Source organism: Hyphomicrobium album, assembly GCF_009708035.1.
In the GTDB taxonomy this organism is placed as follows: domain Bacteria; phylum Pseudomonadota; class Alphaproteobacteria; order Rhizobiales; family Hyphomicrobiaceae; genus Hyphomicrobium_A; species Hyphomicrobium_A album.
In genome coordinates this window covers 430,320-447,177 of record NZ_WMBQ01000001.1, presented here as the reverse complement: position 1 = coordinate 447,177, position 16,858 = coordinate 430,320, and the positions used below count along the sequence as shown (strand labels likewise).

The following is a 16,858-nucleotide window of genomic DNA, read 5'->3' as shown; positions in this document are numbered from 1 at the left end:
ACGGCGTGGCATCGCCGGTATTGCGCGTATCGAGCAGGCGCACTCATGATCGTTCTCGAAGCTAGGAGGACGTTCATGAAGATGCTGAGCAAGAAGCAAGTCAGCGAGCTGACGGGACTGTCGCGGTCGACCATCGACCGGCTGAGGGCACGTGGTCTGTTCCCCCAGGCGCGCAAGGCGAGCCCGGGAAGGGTGGTGTTCCTGGAGGACGAAATCGAAGCGTGGCGTCTCACGCTGCCGCACGTCGTCGGCGATACGACTCACGCGCCGGAGCTCTGACCGGTGCTACGTCGATTGTGGTCTCGGTTGCTTAGGGCAGAGTCCGCGTCGCCTGAGACGGCCCGCGGCGAGCCGCTTGCTTCTGGTCGGCAAGTGGCAGCGACGCCGCCCAGTAGACCGAAGAATTATTTGCCTCCCGAAAAACTGGCCGCCGCTCTCGTAGACCATCTCATGGCAGCAGGCTGGCACGCACCGATGTCTGTAGCCGAGGTTCAAACAAACTACCGAGAGATGTGCACGAGGCATAACTTTGTGATCCGGCCCTGGAACTCGGTCGCGCGCGAGTTCACGCGCATGACCACGGGCAAGAAGGTCTACGGATCATCTCAGAACCCAGACGGCACGCGCAATCGTCCTCGGCTCTATCCACCGCCTGGAGCGCCGGTCGCTGCCTGTGAGGTTCCCGAGGCTCCCGTGCGAGTCGCTGCTTAACCGCGGCGGCTGGTGCACCTGTCGAGGAACCGACTCCCGCCGCGTTCCAGGACCGCGCGCCGCGACTCCCTGCGGGGCGTCGACTCCCGCCATGTCCAGGACCGCGCAACGCGACTCCAGGCGAGGCTGAGACCTGTCGTTAGCTGGTGCTCTTTCGTTCAGTCTTCTTGCCCTCCTCAGCCCGTCTTGCAGCGTAGCTGAGCCACGTCAGGTAACCGAGGACGAACGTCGCGATACCTAGCAGAGCGGCGGCGATGGGCCAGTCGCTCTCGAGGCCCCAGACCGCGAGGCCGACCCAGTAGGGGATCACGGCGGACGCGAAGAAGGCGACCGTCTCGACGCGCTTCGGCAGCGCGCCGGCCGCACGTTCAGTGCCGGGCTGCAGGTCGTCGGCGTCCTGCGGGTCGCCGCGAAATTGAAGCCACCCGCCAAGTGCGAATATGGCGGCCACCGCCGCTAGCATCAGCCACTCGTTGTCAGGCAGGCCGAGGTCGACCCAGAACCACAAGAGCATCAACACCAAGGCACCGGCACCGGCGATCCACACTAGCCCTTCCTCCTCCTACGAGCCGACCTGGCGGCGATCGCCTCGGCCACGAGCTCGCGCACGATAGCACTGCGGTTCGGCCGGTCTAGACGTCGCTTCGCGATGGCGTCGATGGCCTTCAACATGCTTCCGGGGAACCTGATCATCACGGGCGCGAGCAGAGCCGACCGGGCGAGCCGTGGACGCCCTCTATGTGGCTTAGCCTTGGTCATGGAAAAACTTTATGTAACTTATTGAGCTACATAAATCACAGAAACTTGAACGATACCTTGCGCTTTTCGTGCCGCGAGTGGCGCATGCAATCTAGGATGTCTTCTCCAACCCTATTGCGGAGGTGCAGATGTTGACGGAAGCGTTGATGAAGGAGTTCGCGACCCTCGTTCCGGCTCGGCTCGAGGCTATCGACCGCGAGTCTGTCGTACTTGTCGGAACGAGAGCTCACAAGCGGGCCCGTGTAGAGGTGGCGGCATGCGACGAGCGCATGCTCAAGATCGCACGGTCCATCCCGGTCGATGGCACACTTGAGAGCGTGCTGGCCTTGCGGAATGTAGTGGCGGAATTCCACGACTACGGCCGCCAGGGCTGCTTGACCGAGCAGGCCCAGACGCCCGATGACGAGATGTTGGCGAAGCTCCTTGGGGCGCTCTACGAGCTCGAGAAGAAGCGCCAATAAGAACAACGCCGCCGTCCCGAGGGGCGGCGGCGTCTTCGCGAACATGGCAGCAGATGATGGAGCGTTGCGGCGCTCCGCAGCAAGCTATGGGCCGCTTCACTAGTTCGCGCTACGACAAGCGAGCAACAGGAGACACGGGATCTGCATGCCGAGAATCTTGACCAGCAGCTGGTACGTGGCGCTCCCCGAAGATCACCTGCGGGTGGGCATCTCGCGCGGCACGCCACGGGGCATGCCGGCGGGCTATCGCCGGTATCCCAAATTGGCCCCCGGCCCATGGTTCTCGAGCGTCTCGCCCGAGGAATACCGGAAGCGCTACCAAGCCGAGGTGCTCGACCAGCTGGACCCGGAGCGCGTCGTCTCCGAGCTCGTGGCGTTCGCGGACGGACGCATTCCCACGTTGGTCTGCTACGAGGCGCCCAACAAGCCGGACTGGTGCCACAGGGGCCTCGTGAGCCTGTGGTTGAAGCAGACACTCGACCTCGATGTGTTCGAGTACGGAATGGAGGACTGCGGCTGCGGCAGTCGACATCCGAAGCTCAGCCTTTTGCAGATGCCCGGCGGCGAATCCTAGAAGCCCCGCGCGCCTTGGGTACTGCTACCCCGGCCGTCGCCAACTCGGGCTTCACCGACGTCGTGCGGGGCGTTAAGCTGCACGGGTGTCGACGCTCAGAGACATTGTCGCTCGAGAAGCCGCGCTGCAGCAGCAGCGCTTCGATCTGCTGTTCGCAAAGCTCGACGACCTCAAGGCCGCATTCGATCGAGCGGAGGTAGCAGTAGACCGCACTAGTGCATCTCTGAATGTTCAGCTCGATGCATGGGCGAAGAGATTTGAGCTTCGGCTTGATGCGCTGGCGAAGAGACGCGAGCGCGAACCTGATAACACCGCTTGACGCCAGCGCGCTGGTCGAGTACACATTTCGGCATTCTCCGATTTTGCGCCTGGGGCAACCTGGGCGCTTTGCATTTTCTACATCCCCAACATCATCGACACGTCGACGTGACGCCTAGCGGCGGTCGCGCGCGTGTGCGTGGAGAAACGACATGGACAATCGACGTCTACCGAAGATGGTCAGGTTTACCGCCGCGATGCGCCAGCTCGGCATGAGCCCGAGCAAGGCCAAGCGCCTGTTGCGCGAGCCTGGGGGACTGCCGCCGCCGGTGTTGATCGGCGGGATCTACTATGTCGTCGAGGACGATCTTCTTGCCTACTTAGGCCTCAGCGGGTCAGCAGCTCCGTACATTGATGTGGATAGCGCCGCAGAAGCAAACCCAGGCCGAGGCTGAATCTAATAGCCTCGCGTCGGTGGCGTGCTCCAGGCCACCTCCGAGACGCTGCTCCTGACCAGAGCTAATACCGGCGTCTCACCATCCAGACCAGACCAGACCGCATGCGCGAGCGGCGCAAATGTCTCCGCTCAAAGAAAGCGACCGCGCTCGGGCTAGGGCGACGGCCGCAAGGTCATCATGCGAGGTCTGAAACATGAACCATTACAACGACACGCAAGTGCGCACACGCGCTATCGAAATTCGCGAACCTGCGAGCGCTGCCACCGTCCCGAACGCGGACTTGGACACTTCGATGCGCGCCCAAAACGTGATCGAATTTCCGTGCCGCGACGTCGGCTCATCATCCGATTATAGCGACATCGGCGACGTGCTGGCGGAGGTCCTAGTCGAGGAGCGCGGAAGGCTCCAACAGGAAGGTCCCCACCCGGCAGGGCGCGGACGGCCAAAACAGAATCAGACGCCGACGCCAGCCACCCAACCGTTCGCGTTCTACGCCGAGAAGATCGCCTCCATCCCGGACGACAAGAAAAAAGGCGAGGCTCTTCCGCATGGGGCACGGCGCGGCTGGCGTGGGGCACTGCAGGCCGCGCGAGAGGCAGTAAATCGGGACGCTCGGCAGACAAAGGCGTCCTGCGCGCTGTTCTCCTGCGTGGTCGACCGCATCAACCGCGAGAAGGGCAAGGACTGGCACGGCAACAATTACTACGCGGAGCATCTCGGCGTTTCGCGGACTACAGTCGAGCGCGCCTTCAAACGGCTCGTCGATACGGGGCACGTGAAACGTCAGACTCGGAAGTCAAAATTTGGCGACTACGACAGCTCTGAAACCACGTTGCCGACCCTTGCCGCCGCCGCATTCGATGTCGAGGGAATTTCTTGCGGGTACCCGCAGCCAAGCGGAGACGTACCCGCAGATGAGCGGGAAGGTACCCGCGCGGACGAGGAGAGGGGTACCCGCAGCGGTGCGGGACTAACCTCTCCTACGGGAGAACCTCAGAAAGATCCTCCACTTGAAGTGAAGTCCCCCCTATCCCCCCGTTCCGGGGGGAGAGAGCCGGCTTCGCCTTTAGAAAGAGGGCAAACCTCCAATACGTCGTCAAACGGGCGTGCTTCTTTTCCGCGGCGTGGTGGAGTACCGGACCCACGCGGCGACAACCGAACACTGGGCGCCACGCTGCTCAACAAATTGCTCGATCGACTGCGAGAGATCTGCCCTGAGGCCGAACCTCAGCACGTAGTAGATGGTGTTGAACGGACCCGCAGTTGGCGGTACCGAACGGTTGGGCGCACGTTCGACGATGATCAGCTGGCCAGCGACGTCTTGCGCGAGGCCGTGTACTCGCTGCGGGGCACGCCTAAGATGCACGCTGGGGGCGAAGTCGCCGAGCGACGTGATGGTTGCCCGTACGAATCCCCGTGGGTGTTCTTGTCCGCAAAATTTGTGGGCGACTTGGCGCTTCGGCACAAGGTTGCGTTCGACGACGAGGTAGGCGCGAAGCTCTTGTTCTCCGACATCGCACGCGCCGCTGGCCCCGGGGGCTACGGTCGCGACCTCCAAAAACGTGTCGAAGACAGTTTTGCGCAGGCAATTGCCGACCGCGCGATGTCGCTCAAGGCTCAGGAAGTGGAACGCGGGTCCGCATAGACACTGCGTAACTTGGTCCGCGAGCTCGAAGCTGTCGGCATCATTCACCCAAACGACCGGTTAACCTCGGCGCCGTGCTCGCCTTCCTGGAGGGGAGGGCTCGGCGTCGGGGTGTTGGAAATCTCCACAACATTGCGCACGCGCGGCAGCCACCTGCTGCTGCGAACGCCTGCGCGCGTCCAACAGGTATTCCCATGAGCAACCTCGCCGTCCAGATCCTGCTGCAACTGCGCGACCAGCTCACGGCGCCAGCACGCACTGCTGGCCGATCGTTCACGAGCATGAGCCGCGAGATTCAGGCGGCCTCGCGCAACATCACCGGCGCGGCCAACGGTGCCGCGAGCGGCGTGCGCTCAATCGGCGCCGCCGCGACGGCATCGAGCCGCCAGGTTGCCGGCTTGGCCCAGCAGATGAATGCTGCGACGCGCAGCCACGGCGCGATGGCGGCCCGCGTGGGCCGCAATAATCGCCTGGTGGGTCTGGGCGCCGGCCTCGGCCTCGCTGGCGTGCTGAGCTACGGCAGCGGCCTGGGCCGCGGGTTGTTCAATTCGAACCTCGATTTCGCACGCGAGATCAACAACACACGCGCGGTGATGACGCGGAGCTCGATCGCCGACCTTGAGGCGCTCGAGAAGAAGACCATCGAGCTGTCGACCACGACCACGTTCTCGGCGACGACGATCGCCAAGGCGTTCGGCGAGATGGGCGCGGCCGGCTACGAGGCGCGCGAGGCCATCATGGCCATGCCGACCGCCATCATGGTCGCCCAGGGCGCGCGAGAGCCGCTAGAGAAGACAGCGGAGACGCTGATCGGCATCAAGAACCAGTTTGGGTTGAGCGACGCCGACCTGCCTCATGTCGCCGACGTGTTGGCCGAAACGCAGCGCCAAACGTTTTCGAAGCTCGAAGATCTGCGCGAGGCCTTCAAGATGGCCGGCCCGATCTCGAAGCAGTTCGGCGTACCGCTCGAGCTGACCGCCGCTGCGGTCGGCCTCTTGTCGCAGCAGGGCATCAAGGGCTCGCTCGCCGGCACCGGCTTCCGACGCATGATGAGCGGCTTCGTGAAGGAGACAAAGCCGACGCAAAATATTCTCCGCAGCCTCGGCCTCGACCCGAGCGACATCTACGACAAGAACGGACACTTCAAGGATCTGCCAAACCTACTTGAGCACTTGCAGAAGAAGGGCGTTACGGCCCAACAGGCGATGGCGGCTTTCGGCGACCGGGGCGGACCGATCCTGGCAGCGTTGCTGTCCGGTGGCGTGAGCGAGCTTCGGCGTCTCACGCGCGAGCTCGAGACGGCCGACGGCGTTGCGCGCAAGATGGCCGACGACCAGATGGCCGGCCTGCCAGGCGTGTTCGATCGCCTGAGGGCCAATGTTGAGGCGGCTCGGCTGTCTATCGGCAGGTCGGGCTTTGCCGGGGACATGATCGCCGTGATGAACTTCGCCCGCGATCGGCTCACCGATTTCGTGCAAATGCCCGATTGGGTGCAGCGCGCGACGGGCTGGGCAGCGATGCTGCTCGGTGGTCTCGCCGCCATCGCGCTGCCGGCGGCAATGCTGCGCTTCGCGCTCGCGGGCCTCGGCACGCGGCTCGCGCTCCTGCTGCTGCCGGGCCGCGCGCTACTCGGCGTGCTGCAGGGTTTGGCGCGTGCGGGGCCGATGGTCGTGCATGCGCTCGCCACGGTGGCGCGAGTCGCAGGTCCACTTGCCGCCCTGTTTGCCGGCCTTCGCTTGCTGGCGCTCGGCACCGGCGTCGGCGCGGCGCTGCTCGGCATCGTGACGTTCTACCCCGCGATCGAGGCCGCGGCGTCGGGCTTCTGGTCGGGCCTCAACACCGGCTGGCAGGGCTCTGAGGCCCAGCAGGCCTTTCAGTGGCTCGCTGGTCAACTGCCGATCCTCGGCAGTGTGTTTGGCAAGATCAAATCGGGCATCGACTTCCTGTTCGATCTCGGTTCGCTCGACTCGGGGTCGCTCACGCGCTTCTTCGATGCTGGCGCGGCGGCCGCCAACAAGCTTCTCAACCCGCTGCGGGCGATCCGCGAGCTGCTTGGCTCCCTGCCGTCACTGAGTTCGCTCTGGGGCGGCGGCAAGGCTGGTGGGATCGCAGGCGCGGCCGCTGGTGCCCGCGCCGTCATCGCGCCGCCCGCTGGCGGCGTCGGCCGGTTCGCAACACTGCCTAGCGGCTTGCAGATGCCGCCGAGCATCGCGGGGCCGACGACCAACAACATCGATCAAAGCAAGACCGTCAATGTCGGCGGCGTCAGCACGAGTGTCTCCGTCAGCGTGCAAACCAACGCCGATCCAGGCGCCATCGGATCTGCCGTCGGCTCGGCCGTCGGCGCCAAGGTGCGGGGCGCAACCGCGATCGACGGCAACTAGCCACACCACCAATTCCGCCCGCGACGGCATCGCGGATCAGCAGGCGCTTCCGGGCGCCTTTTTCATTGGAGAAGCCCATGACAGGTACCAAGCCCGTCGAGCTCAAGCTCGCCTACCCGATTGACTACCAGGGCGCGACGATCGCCACGTTGAAGCTGCGTCGCCCCAAGGGCCGCGACATGCGCTTCCTGCCCGACGGGTCGTCGAGCGTCGAGAAAATGTTCCCCTTCTTCGCGTTGCTCGCCGGCGTCGAGGAGGGCGTGCTCGACGAGATGGACGCAGCCGACCTCACGCGCCTGGGTGCGGTTGTCACCGATTTTTTGTCGGACAGCCAAAAGGCGGCGGGTCGCCGATAAGCCCCTACGCCTGGCGCCAGATCCGCAACGATCTGGCGCTGATCTATCATTGGTCACCGTCGGAGCTCGATGAGCTCGACTGGCTCGACATGGTGGCGGATCACGCTGAGGCGGTCGCCCGCTGGAATGCCATGCACGTGCGGCCGGAAGGCGGTGCGCGATGACCAGCACCAAGCTAACGCTGCTGTACCCCATCGAACTCGACGACGGCTCGGTCGTGCGCGCCCTCATGGTGCGCCGACCGAGCCGCGAGGACGTGCTCGAGATCCGCCTCGCCGCCTACGCGGTGATGACCGGCCTAGACCGTCGCGTGATCGACGAGCTCGACCTCGCCGACATCCGTCGGCTCGACATCGTCCTCGATGAAATTTCAACCTTCAAACCCAAGGACAACCCATGAGCTATCCCCACTCGCTCTACGAGCTGCCGACCTCGATTGAATCCATCAGCGAGGCGCCGTCGAGCCAGCAACCTCTGTATGAGTCTGACGCCGCGGGCGGATACACGCTGCATGCCGGCGGCCGCCAGCTGCAAAAGGTCCGCAAGGCTATTCGCGACGCCGGCTACATGCCGGCCGCTATCGCTCGGCCGCCACGCGGCAAGGAGCCGGTGCTGGATCGGCGGGAATGGCAAATTGCTCTCGGCGCCGCTTCGCCCCCCGAGCGTAAGCTGCTGCTGGCTGCCGCAGGCCGCCGTGAGATCCGCTTCAAGATCTAAGCCGCTCCCACGGGCGCTCGGCCTGCACGCGCTCAAACCACGCGTAGCAGGCCTCCTCGGAGCCCAAGAACTCGACCGCCAGCACGTTGGTCTCGCGGTCGCCGTTGGCGATGTGTTTGTCCGACACGATCGCGATCCAACGACCCATCATGGGGTTGAAGGCGTGGCTCATGCGCAAGCGGTTCATCGCAGTCCTCTAGAACACGAGTGTAAGTCATGGCACGCAAGAAGCGTGAGGCCGCGGCTCGCCGGCCACATGAAAAGTTTTCCCCGGCTCAGGTCATCGCAGCCCTCGAGGCCAGCGCCGGTATCCGCCTCGGCGCAGCTCAGGTGCTGCGTTGCTCCCCCACAACGGTGACGAACTACGTGGAGCGCTACCCAGACGTGAAGGCGGCGCTCGCCGAGATTCTCGAGAACCGCCTCGACATCGCCGAAGGCGTGATCATCAAGCGCATCGCAGATGATCGGAACCCTGCAGTCCAAAGCAATGCGGCGCAGTTCTATTTGAAAATGATGGGCGCGAGCCGCGGCTACGGCGCGGCGCCTCGCGTCCTCAAGTTCAAGCTTCCCGATATCGATGGCGTCGAGGATGTCCCGCGCGCCCTGTCCGCCATCAGGGCTGGCGTGACGAACGCCGAGATCACGCCGGAGCAGGGACGACAGCTAAGCGACCTGGTCGACATACATCGACGTGCCCTGGTCGACGTCGAGCACGACGCGCGGCTGGTGGCCCTTGAGCGCACGCTCTCATCGAACGCCGCTCCGCGGCATTAGGAGGTGACAATGAGCACGAGCACGCGACTGCAGCGACTTGAGAAGGTTTTCGGCGCCCGACTACGCGAACGAGTCGATCCATATCCCGAAGTGACAGCCGCCTTCGCGCGCCTGCTGAGCGTGCTCACATTCGATCAGGTCACCGAGCTTGAAGGCCTGCTCCGGCCCGACCTCGGGGTCGAAGATGAGCGACGGCTCGCCGCCTACTGGGACTTGCTCGAGAAGGTTGTGGACGCTCCCGACGAAGTTGTCGCGGTGGCACGAGAGAAGGCGGAACGAGCCGACGCGCAGTTGCGCATCAACTTGATCTTGCCGTGAGCGTCCGCGCCGGTACTGTTCAAAACCCCTGTCGAAAAACCTCGCTGATAACCCCCAAAACACTGGCTCTCCGGAACGCCGTAAAGTATGTTCAAATCCACTACCTTTTGAACACGTCGCGGGAGGGTTTATGGCTCGTGTCGCTATCTACGCGCGCGTTTCCACGGATGCGCAGACTACCGCCAACCAGCTCGAAGAGCTGCACAGGTGGGCGGCGCGGTCGGGGCACGACGTGGTCGCCGTACACGAGGACAGGGGCATCAGCGGGTCGAAGGGCCGAGCGAAGCGGCCGGGGCTCGACAGGCTGCTCAAGGATGCAGTTCGCCGGAACTTCGACATCGTAGCCGTCTGGTCCTCGGATCGCCTCGGGCGGTCCATGAAGGACCTCCTTGACATACTCCAGACCATCCGCGAGACGCGCCGCGGCCTCTACATCCACACGCAAGCCCTGGACACCACGACGCCCGCCGGCCGCGCGCTCTACCAGATGCTCGGTGTGTTCGCCGAGCTCGAGCGCGAGATGATCGTGGCCCGTGTGAACGCCGGCATCGCCAGGGCCCGCTCCAGTGGCACCAGGAGCGGCAAGTCCATCGGCCGACCGAGAGGCGCGGACTTCGATATTGAGAAGATCAAAGCGGGGTTACTGCGGGGGGCGTCGGTGCGGGACGTCGTGGCCGAGACCGGCGCGAGCGTCGGCACTGTCGCAGCGGCGCGCAAGGCCCTCGTTGTGGCTGGACGGCAGGTAGGCGGCCAGCCGAGTCAAACTCGCGCGCGTAGGGTGTCCAAAATCTCCAGCTCAGTGCGACGTGACGCTCGGCCGGGATCCGACAGTACAGCGCTACCGATATCTGAGCGGAGCGGAAAGTGAAGGGGCGCGGCGGACCTTGGACGACGAAGAAGCTGGGCAAGGTGCGCGAGTACCTCGAGGCTTGGCTGAAGGTGATGAGCCGGCAGAGCTGGGCCAAGACGGTCTATATCGATGCCTTCAGCGGTAGCGGCGAGGTGATACTGCGCGATGCGGCTGCGCCGACGGCGGGCTCTGCGCTCCAGGCCGTCGGGCTGGATCCTCCAATGGCGGAGTATCACCTCATTGAAAAATCTGAGAAGGCGTTGAAGCGGTTGCGCGAGCAGATCGCCGCGCGCCATCTTGACCGGCTCGATCGCGTCTCCTTTCACGCCGGCGACGTCAATGCGATCCTGCCGGCGCTGCTGGAGAGGTTGACGAAGAAGCACCGCGTCGTGCTGTTCATTGACCCCTATGGCATGCAGCTCGAGTGGAGCACCTTGCAGGCGATCGCCAGGTGCAAGGCCGGTGTCGATCTCTGGCTATTGGTGCCGACCGGCATGGGCCTGCAGCGCCTGGCGACGAAGACAAGGTCGCAGATGCCCGCCAGTTGGGGTGCCAAGATCGACGCCTTCCTCGGCTACAAGGGGTGGCGAGAAAAGTTCTATGAGCCCTCGCGGCAGACCAATTTCTTCGGCAACGAGCCTGAGCAGGTGAAGGTGGCGACACTGGAGATGCTCGATCAGGAGGTTCAGGATCGAATACGCGCAGCCGGCTTCCCCGGCGTGGCGCGCAACGTGCTCCACCTCAAAGACAAGACTCGGGTACTCTACTCCTTAATGTTCGCGTGCTCGAATCCGTCACCGGCCGCGCAGGCGGCCTCGATGAACATCGCGAACCACCTCTTGAGGGAGTGACCCTACTGGCCGGCGGATCCGACATCGAATGGACGGATGCGACTTGGAACCCTGTCGCGGGGTGCGCCATGGTCTCGCCCGGCTGCACGAACTGCTATGCCATGCGCATGGCTGCGCGACTTCAGGCGATGGGTCTTGCGAAGTACCAGGGGACGACTCGCAAGTCTGGCGGCCGCGCGATCTGGTCGGGCTCCATTCGCCTAGATGTCAATGCTCTCAGCATCCCGCTGCGGTGGAGGAAGCCGCGGTTGATCTTCGTGAACTCGATGTCCGACCTCTTTCATGAAAGCGTCCCCGACACCTTCGTAAGCGCCGTGTGGTCGGTCATGGAACAGGCTCACTGGCATCAGTTCCAGGTGCTCACCAAACGCCCCCAGCGCATGGCGGCGTTCCTCAAGACGAGGAAGACGGTCACACCGAACGTGTGGTTAGGAACCTCTGTCGAGAGCGCCGCGTACCTCGATCGCATCGACGCCATCCGCGAGGTCTCTGCCGCCGTGCGCTTCATCTCCTTCGAGCCGCTGCTGGGCGCGATACCGAAGCCAAACCTGCGCGGCATCGATTGGATCATCGTCGGCGGCGAGTCGGGGCCCGGCGCGCGCCCTGTTGAAGAGAAATGGGTCTTGGACCTGCTTTCGGCCACCAGGAAGTACGGCTCGAGCTTCTTCTTCAAGCAGTGGGGCGGACCCGTGAAGAAGCGCAGAGGGCGTCTGCTTAAGGGGCGAACCTGGGATGAGATGCCGGCGACTGTGACCGCCACGCGCCAGAGAGCAGCTTAGCGCCTCGCAGCAGCGCCAGACAACGACTCGAGGTGTCGGAGCGTGGCCTCGCGCGAGCGCTGTGCTCACGCGAGGCCGAAAGGCCGGGACTACGCCGCATTTTTCTTGCGGCCCAGCTTGCCCAGCCGCTGGGCAAGCAGGCTCTCTTCGGCCAGCAGCCCCATCAGCGACACCGTGAGGGCCGCTTCATTGCGGTACACCTGATCGAGATCCTCCTCAGCAACATGTGCGATGAGCTTCTGGGAGTGAGCTATCTTGCACACCGCGACCTCGCCGTAGGTGTCTCGAACGATCTTGTCGACCTCGGCGGCGAAGACGTCCGGATACTGCTCCTGATGGTGCTTGACCGTCTCCAGCAAAATCGGCGCCTCACTGTTCATCAAGACCGTGGGCCCGTCTGGATCGTTCGGAACCCACGATGCGAGGTGCCAGTTCTCGTCGAACTGGTCGGCGCCGACGAAGCGGAACTTCGGCACGTCGACGGCTACCTGCCGCTCGACACCTTGCCCATTACCTCCTTCAACTGCGCGCAGGCGAATAACTTGAATTCGCCGAGCGCTCTTGCGCTTGTTCCGAACCTTCCGGGCGCCGCCACCCTCGCCATCGCGCTGCACGATCGCCACCGTCTCGTTGGTCGGGGTTGCAGGCTTGGAGTCCTTGTCCTCGTCGCGCGCCTGAACAAGCTTGGTGGTCAACCACCGAGTGCCGAACTTGTCCTGGAGACGCTTCCGGTACTCCTCATCCTCCAGGGTGTTGTTGCCGTCGCCGCGAGCCGCCAAGATCGCGTCGCGGATCTCTTGCGGCATGTTGTCGGAGAAGTCGAAACCCCAGTCGGAGAGGGGCAATCCAATGCCCTTTTCCCCGTTGCCAGCAAACATGAGCCGGTTGCGGCTTTGATCCGGGTACACGCCCCACATGGCGATCTGCGGGTCGAAGAGAGTGGGTTCGAGGATGATCGTCAGGTTTTGCTGCACCTGCGGATCAGCAATCCCGAACCACCGGAAGTGAGCCTTGTGCATGGAGAGCTCGAACAGCTCGTCCTTGTACTTGACGGCGATGTAGCCCGGCTTCTTGGCGTAGGAGTGAATGTTCGGCCGCTCGCCTTCCCAGAGGTACCAGTGCGCTTGTACGCGGCCCTCATCGAGCGGCAGGATCGACTGGTGCGCCAGCTCCCCCTTGCCGGCCGAAACGTCTGCCAGATAGTACTTCGCGCCACGAATTCGCCGGTTGTTCGGCCGCCGGGCGTCGTCGCGATCATCAGCGCTGGTGGGCCACGCGGTCTTGCGCTCACTGCGCAATTCGACAACGGTCACCTCGGGTTCGTTGAGGTCCCAGAATCGACTGTTCAGGTAGACCGAGAGGCCCTTGATATCTTTTTCGCCGGCCTTCGGATTGCCGAGCACGGTATCGGGGGCTTCTTCGCTGCCGAGAAGGACGATTGTTGTCCCATGCTCTCGTGCCCACGCGGGTGAAACCTCGCCCCAGTTCACGCCGTCGCCCCAGTCGACCTCGTCGGGATTGATAGCGTATGCAGCGCCCTTGGGGCTGCGGAATTCGAGGAGCTCGTACTCTGCGGCGTCGACGTCCAACTGGATCCGGATCATCGATGCGCGACCCTCCTTGTAGGAGATCACGACCACGCCTTCAGGGTTCCACGGCAACGACGCGATCTTGGCCCCGACGCCGAAATTGTCGTGGACGCCACCGATGCGCTTAGCGCCTTCCCCTAGTGTCGAGAAGAACCTGAGCAGTTCGTCGCGGGCCATGCCCGCGCCGTTGTCGGAGATCGTACGGCGATAGACGCCATCCTTCTCTACCGCCTGCCACTCGATGCCAAATTCGACCTTGGTGGCACCGGCCTCAAGTGAGTTTTTTAGGAATTCGCGCGCCCACTGGAAGTTTCCGCACGCCTCGAACATGCGATTGACGAAGTGAGACGCGCCGACGATGGCGAGCTTCTTCATAGGACTCTCCTGATCTCTAGTTGCTCTAGGTCTCGGGTCCGACGCTGCTGCTTCCGACATGTTGGTCATGGCTTCAGCAGGGCGCGACGAACACTTCGGATATACTCCGAAGTTGTAGTCCCCGCAACCCCGGGGCGAGGCCGCGGTATCCGCTCCGCATAGTTGCGGTCGCACTTGGCGGTTCGGAGACTACGATCATGCCCTTGCGCGCCAGGGCACCTCCCCTTGAACACGGCGCCACGCGACTTCGAACGCCTCGAGGGCATCGCGCTATCTGCCGTCGGGTTCTATGCTTAAGCTGATGTGCAATCTGTACTCTATGACCCGTGCCCCCGAGGCCGTGCTGCGCCTGTTCCGCGTCAGCCACAACCGTGCCGCGTCGATCGAGGGCAAGTCGGCGATCTTCCCCGGCTACGTTGCGCCGGTGGTGCGCAAGGCGGAGGACGGCGAGCGTGAACTGGTGAACCTCAACTGGGGCTTCGTGCTGTTGCAGAAGGACAGGGCCCCACGCCGCGTCACCAACGTGCGCGACGACAAGATCCTCACCAGCCCGTTCTGGCGTACGTCGTTCGAGCAGCGCCGCTGCCTGGTGCCGGCCTCATCGTACTGCGAGCCCAAGGGCGAGAAGCCGGCGACGTGGCACTGGTTCGCCGTCAACGGCGACGAGCAGCGTCCCCTCTTCGCCTTCCCCGGCGTGTGGACACGCTACCGCGGCCCGCTCAAGAAGGGTGGCGAGAACGTCGACCAGGAGGTTTTCGCCTTCATGACGACGGAGCCAAACGCGCTCACGGCCAGCATCAACCACGAGCGTATGCCGGTACTGATCACGGATCCCGCAGATTTCGAGACCTGGTTGTCAGGGTCGCCCGATCAGGCGTTCGCGCTGGCGCGCAGCTATGCCGCGGATCAAATGCAGATCGTTCAGTCGGGCGCCGATCAAGAGGATTTGCTCAACGCCGCTTAGTCGCTTGCCGCTCCGGCTCGAAGAGTTCGTGGCGATCGCCGTTGGGAACTTCAGCCAGCCGCGGTGGGCGCGACGCTGCATCGCTGAGATGGCGTTCCCTTTACGTCTGCGATAAGATGCCGATTTTCAGTGTGGGGAGTATTCCGATGAAATCGCTTTTTGCTGGCGTGTGTGCCCTGATGACTTTCGTGACTCTTCCAGCCCATGCAATGTGCCTGTGGAACTGCACGCCGAGCGAAGGCGCTGCGCGAAGCGTGTTCGAGAACTATCTCCGACAGCAGACGAACGGCGCGCCCTTTACGATCGAGAGCTTCAAGAAGTTGAAGGAATACCCGATCGCCAATATGGGGCGAGAGGGGTATGTGATCGACGTGGACGTGGTCGTGTCGTTCCCGCAAGGATCGCACCCCGAGTGTGTTTCGGGTGGTGGCCAGGGCTATTCGATGAAGTGCCTCACCATGAATACGGGAGTGCGGGGCGCGATCGTCGCTGAGCCTGGTGAGCGGCGGAGCATGCGCAGCAGCATGCTTTTCGAAAAGACATCGAGTGGATGGGTTGGCAGCGACGGGGTCGCTTATTAGCCTCCCTCGGGTCATCTGAGCGTTGCCCCGACATTCTGCCCGAGCAGATGCGCATCGTGCAGTCGAGCGCCGACCGCGAGGACCGTATCGAGCGGGAAGTCTGACCGTGGCACCTAAAAAAGCATACCCCGGCATCACGCTCGCCCAGCTTGCTGCTTCGGGCCGACACGTCGTCGTGCAGTGCGGGCACTGCCCGAACCGGCGCCTGTCCCGGACGACCGATCTCGACCTGCCGATGGACACGCCGGTGAACCTGGTGGGCGCGCTGCTAAGTGCTGCGAGTGCGGATCCACGGAAGTGCTGGTCTACCCCGAGAGCAACCGCGACGCGCGGCGTGGCCGCATCCGTTAAACGTGCCGGTGCGCCGCTCACCTGCGCCAGGCGCGGACATTCCGACCAAACGGGGCTAAGCTGATCTTGAGCATGCGGCGAGTTGTTCGGTACGCGACATGTCCCTTCGGCCCATCCCCAAATGCGCTCAGTGCTTCGACGTGGGCTGGGTCTGCGAAAACCACCCCACGTCGCCTTGGGATCGATCGGCGCCGGCGGGGTGCCGATGCGGGGCGGGTATGCCGTGCCCGAACTGCAACCCGTCTGACGCCGATACCAAGCCGCGCCTGCCAGCGGGCTTCAGGAGCGACGTCGCCAAGCGCGGGCAGCGTCATTGACGCCACGCCGCTCCACGCATCGCTCGTCCGCACGGTTCCTGGGCCGCGTCATCGAGGGCGCGAAGCCGGCGGCGTTCCCCGGCTTCGTTGAGCCGTGCGCGCCGACGCAGTGGAAAATTCCTCCGTCAGGCGACGACTGGCTGCACGAGATCAAGCACGACGGCTATCGCGCGCAGGCGCAGTTCTGCGAGGGCTCTGCCCGCGTCTACACCCGCCGCGGCAACGACTGGGCGGCGCGCATGCCGACCGTCGCCGCGTCGCTCATCGCGCTGCCCGTCAACAACGTCATCCTCGACGGCGAACTGGTCGCGGTGGACGCGAAGGGGCAGGCGGTGTTCTACGAGCTGCCATCGAGCCTCACGGCCAAGCCGACGCGCATCAAGGGCCGGCTCGTCTACTACGCCTTCGATCTGCTGTACCTCGACGGCTTCGACCTGCGTGGAGCGGCTCTGATCGACCGCAAGCGGGTGCTCGAAGCGCTGCTCGACAACACGTCGGGCGTACAACTCATCAGGTACGTGGATCACATCGGAGGCGACGGCGAGCTGGTGCTGGAGCACGCGTGCAAGCTCGGCCTGGAAGGCGTCGTGTCGAAGCGGGCGGATGCGGCCTACCGTTCGGGGCGCAGCACAGATTGGATCAAGACCAAGTGCCCGACGTGGAAGGACGCGAACCGCGAGCGCTTCGAGAAGATGGAAAAGCAGTGATTGCCTTCTACCAAGGAAAGCGCTCACCGTATCGCGCCGGTGCCACCCCCGGGACAGGAACATTTCGAACCGATGGGTG

The 16,858-nt window shown here is 63.9% G+C and carries 21 protein-coding genes; 18 read left to right on the top strand and 3 right to left on the bottom strand.

What is annotated here, in order from left to right:
* Positions 1-75 precede the first annotated feature (75 nt).
* On the top strand, positions 76-279 hold the full coding sequence (locus GIW81_RS02125; RefSeq protein ID WP_195930311.1) for a helix-turn-helix transcriptional regulator: 204 nt from the start codon (positions 76-78) through the stop codon (positions 277-279).
* A 571-nt stretch (positions 280-850) separates the two neighbouring features.
* On the opposite strand, the gene GIW81_RS02120 is transcribed toward GIW81_RS02125, so the two are convergent.
* A complete protein-coding gene (locus GIW81_RS02120) occupies positions 851-1,258 on the bottom strand; it encodes a hypothetical protein (protein ID WP_154737695.1) in 408 nt (135 codons plus the stop codon).
* A gap of 340 nt (positions 1,259-1,598) precedes the next feature.
* Between GIW81_RS02120 and GIW81_RS02115 the strand changes: the two genes are divergently transcribed.
* From GIW81_RS02115 to GIW81_RS02075, 9 genes are all read left to right on the top strand, one after another.
* A complete protein-coding gene (locus GIW81_RS02115; protein ID WP_154737694.1) occupies positions 1,599-1,931 on the top strand; it encodes a hypothetical protein in 333 nt (110 codons plus the stop codon).
* 145 nt (positions 1,932-2,076) lie between these two features.
* Positions 2,077-2,505 carry a DUF488 family protein, N3 subclade gene (locus GIW81_RS02110; RefSeq protein ID WP_154737693.1) on the top strand — a complete coding sequence of 143 codons (429 nt, stop codon included), beginning with the start codon at positions 2,077-2,079 and terminating at the stop codon, positions 2,503-2,505.
* Between the two features lie 85 nt (positions 2,506-2,590).
* Complete coding sequence (locus GIW81_RS02105; protein ID WP_154737692.1) at positions 2,591-2,824, top strand: hypothetical protein; 234 nt, start codon at positions 2,591-2,593, stop codon at positions 2,822-2,824.
* 151 nt (positions 2,825-2,975) lie between these two features.
* Complete coding sequence (locus GIW81_RS02100) at positions 2,976-3,218, top strand: MerR family transcriptional regulator (RefSeq protein ID WP_154737691.1); 243 nt, start codon at positions 2,976-2,978, stop codon at positions 3,216-3,218.
* Positions 3,219-3,414: 196 nt separating this feature from the next.
* Positions 3,415-4,866: a hypothetical protein gene (locus GIW81_RS02095; RefSeq protein WP_154737690.1), complete on the top strand. Its 1,452-nt coding sequence runs from the start codon at positions 3,415-3,417 to the stop codon at positions 4,864-4,866.
* A 194-nt stretch (positions 4,867-5,060) separates the two neighbouring features.
* Positions 5,061-7,250 carry a phage tail tape measure protein gene (locus GIW81_RS02090; RefSeq protein ID WP_154737689.1) on the top strand — a complete coding sequence of 730 codons (2,190 nt, stop codon included), beginning with the start codon at positions 5,061-5,063 and terminating at the stop codon, positions 7,248-7,250.
* A 77-nt stretch (positions 7,251-7,327) separates the two neighbouring features.
* Positions 7,328-7,606 (top strand): phage tail assembly protein, encoded by a 279-nt coding sequence (locus GIW81_RS02085; protein ID WP_154737688.1) that lies wholly within the window; start codon positions 7,328-7,330, stop codon positions 7,604-7,606.
* 160 nt (positions 7,607-7,766) lie between these two features.
* Entirely contained in the window at positions 7,767-8,006 is a 240-nt protein-coding gene (locus tag GIW81_RS02080) for a phage tail assembly protein (protein ID WP_154737687.1), read from the top strand.
* Complete coding sequence (locus tag GIW81_RS02075; protein WP_154737686.1) at positions 8,003-8,323, top strand: hypothetical protein; 321 nt, start codon at positions 8,003-8,005, stop codon at positions 8,321-8,323. The genes GIW81_RS02080 and GIW81_RS02075 overlap by 4 nt, the downstream gene beginning before the upstream one ends.
* On the opposite strand, the gene GIW81_RS02070 is transcribed toward GIW81_RS02075, so the two are convergent.
* Complete coding sequence (locus GIW81_RS02070) at positions 8,313-8,510, bottom strand: hypothetical protein (protein ID WP_154737685.1); 198 nt, start codon at positions 8,508-8,510, stop codon at positions 8,313-8,315. The two genes, GIW81_RS02075 and GIW81_RS02070, sit on opposite strands and share 11 nt — an antisense overlap.
* Before the next feature lie 29 nt (positions 8,511-8,539).
* On the opposite strand from GIW81_RS02070, the gene GIW81_RS02065 reads away from it, so the two are divergent.
* The 5 genes from GIW81_RS02065 to GIW81_RS02045 all read left to right on the top strand — a co-directional run bounded on the left by GIW81_RS02065 (position 8,540) and on the right by GIW81_RS02045 (position 11,895).
* Positions 8,540-9,097: a hypothetical protein gene (locus GIW81_RS02065; RefSeq protein ID WP_154737684.1), complete on the top strand. Its 558-nt coding sequence runs from the start codon at positions 8,540-8,542 to the stop codon at positions 9,095-9,097.
* Between the two features lie 9 nt (positions 9,098-9,106).
* A complete protein-coding gene (locus GIW81_RS02060; RefSeq protein WP_154737683.1) occupies positions 9,107-9,415 on the top strand; it encodes a hypothetical protein in 309 nt (102 codons plus the stop codon).
* Positions 9,416-9,545: 130 nt separating this feature from the next.
* On the top strand, positions 9,546-10,283 hold the full coding sequence (locus GIW81_RS02055) for a recombinase family protein (RefSeq protein ID WP_154737682.1): 738 nt from the start codon (positions 9,546-9,548) through the stop codon (positions 10,281-10,283).
* Positions 10,280-11,116, top strand: coding sequence for a three-Cys-motif partner protein TcmP (tcmP, locus tag GIW81_RS02050; protein ID WP_154737681.1), 837 nt, complete (start codon positions 10,280-10,282; stop codon positions 11,114-11,116). The genes GIW81_RS02055 and tcmP overlap by 4 nt, the downstream gene beginning before the upstream one ends.
* 5 nt (positions 11,117-11,121) lie before the next feature.
* Complete coding sequence (locus tag GIW81_RS02045) at positions 11,122-11,895, top strand: DUF5131 family protein (RefSeq protein ID WP_154739459.1); 774 nt, start codon at positions 11,122-11,124, stop codon at positions 11,893-11,895.
* 89 nt (positions 11,896-11,984) lie between these two features.
* Here GIW81_RS02045 and GIW81_RS02040 read toward each other — a convergent pair whose 3' ends face one another.
* Entirely contained in the window at positions 11,985-13,859 is a 1,875-nt protein-coding gene (locus tag GIW81_RS02040; RefSeq protein WP_195930310.1) for an ATP-binding protein, read from the bottom strand.
* Between the two features lie 289 nt (positions 13,860-14,148).
* Between GIW81_RS02040 and GIW81_RS02035 the strand changes: the two genes are divergently transcribed.
* The 3 genes from GIW81_RS02035 (at position 14,149) to GIW81_RS02025 (ending at position 16,779) form a co-directional block, all read left to right on the top strand.
* Entirely contained in the window at positions 14,149-14,823 is a 675-nt protein-coding gene (locus GIW81_RS02035) for an SOS response-associated peptidase (RefSeq protein WP_154737679.1), read from the top strand.
* A gap of 146 nt (positions 14,824-14,969) precedes the next feature.
* Positions 14,970-15,404: a hypothetical protein gene (locus tag GIW81_RS02030; RefSeq protein ID WP_154737678.1), complete on the top strand. Its 435-nt coding sequence runs from the start codon at positions 14,970-14,972 to the stop codon at positions 15,402-15,404.
* Positions 15,405-16,068: 664 nt separating this feature from the next.
* Positions 16,069-16,779 (top strand): ATP-dependent DNA ligase, encoded by a 711-nt coding sequence (locus GIW81_RS02025; RefSeq protein WP_154737677.1) that lies wholly within the window; start codon positions 16,069-16,071, stop codon positions 16,777-16,779.
* The last annotated feature ends 79 nt before the right edge of the window (positions 16,780-16,858 follow it).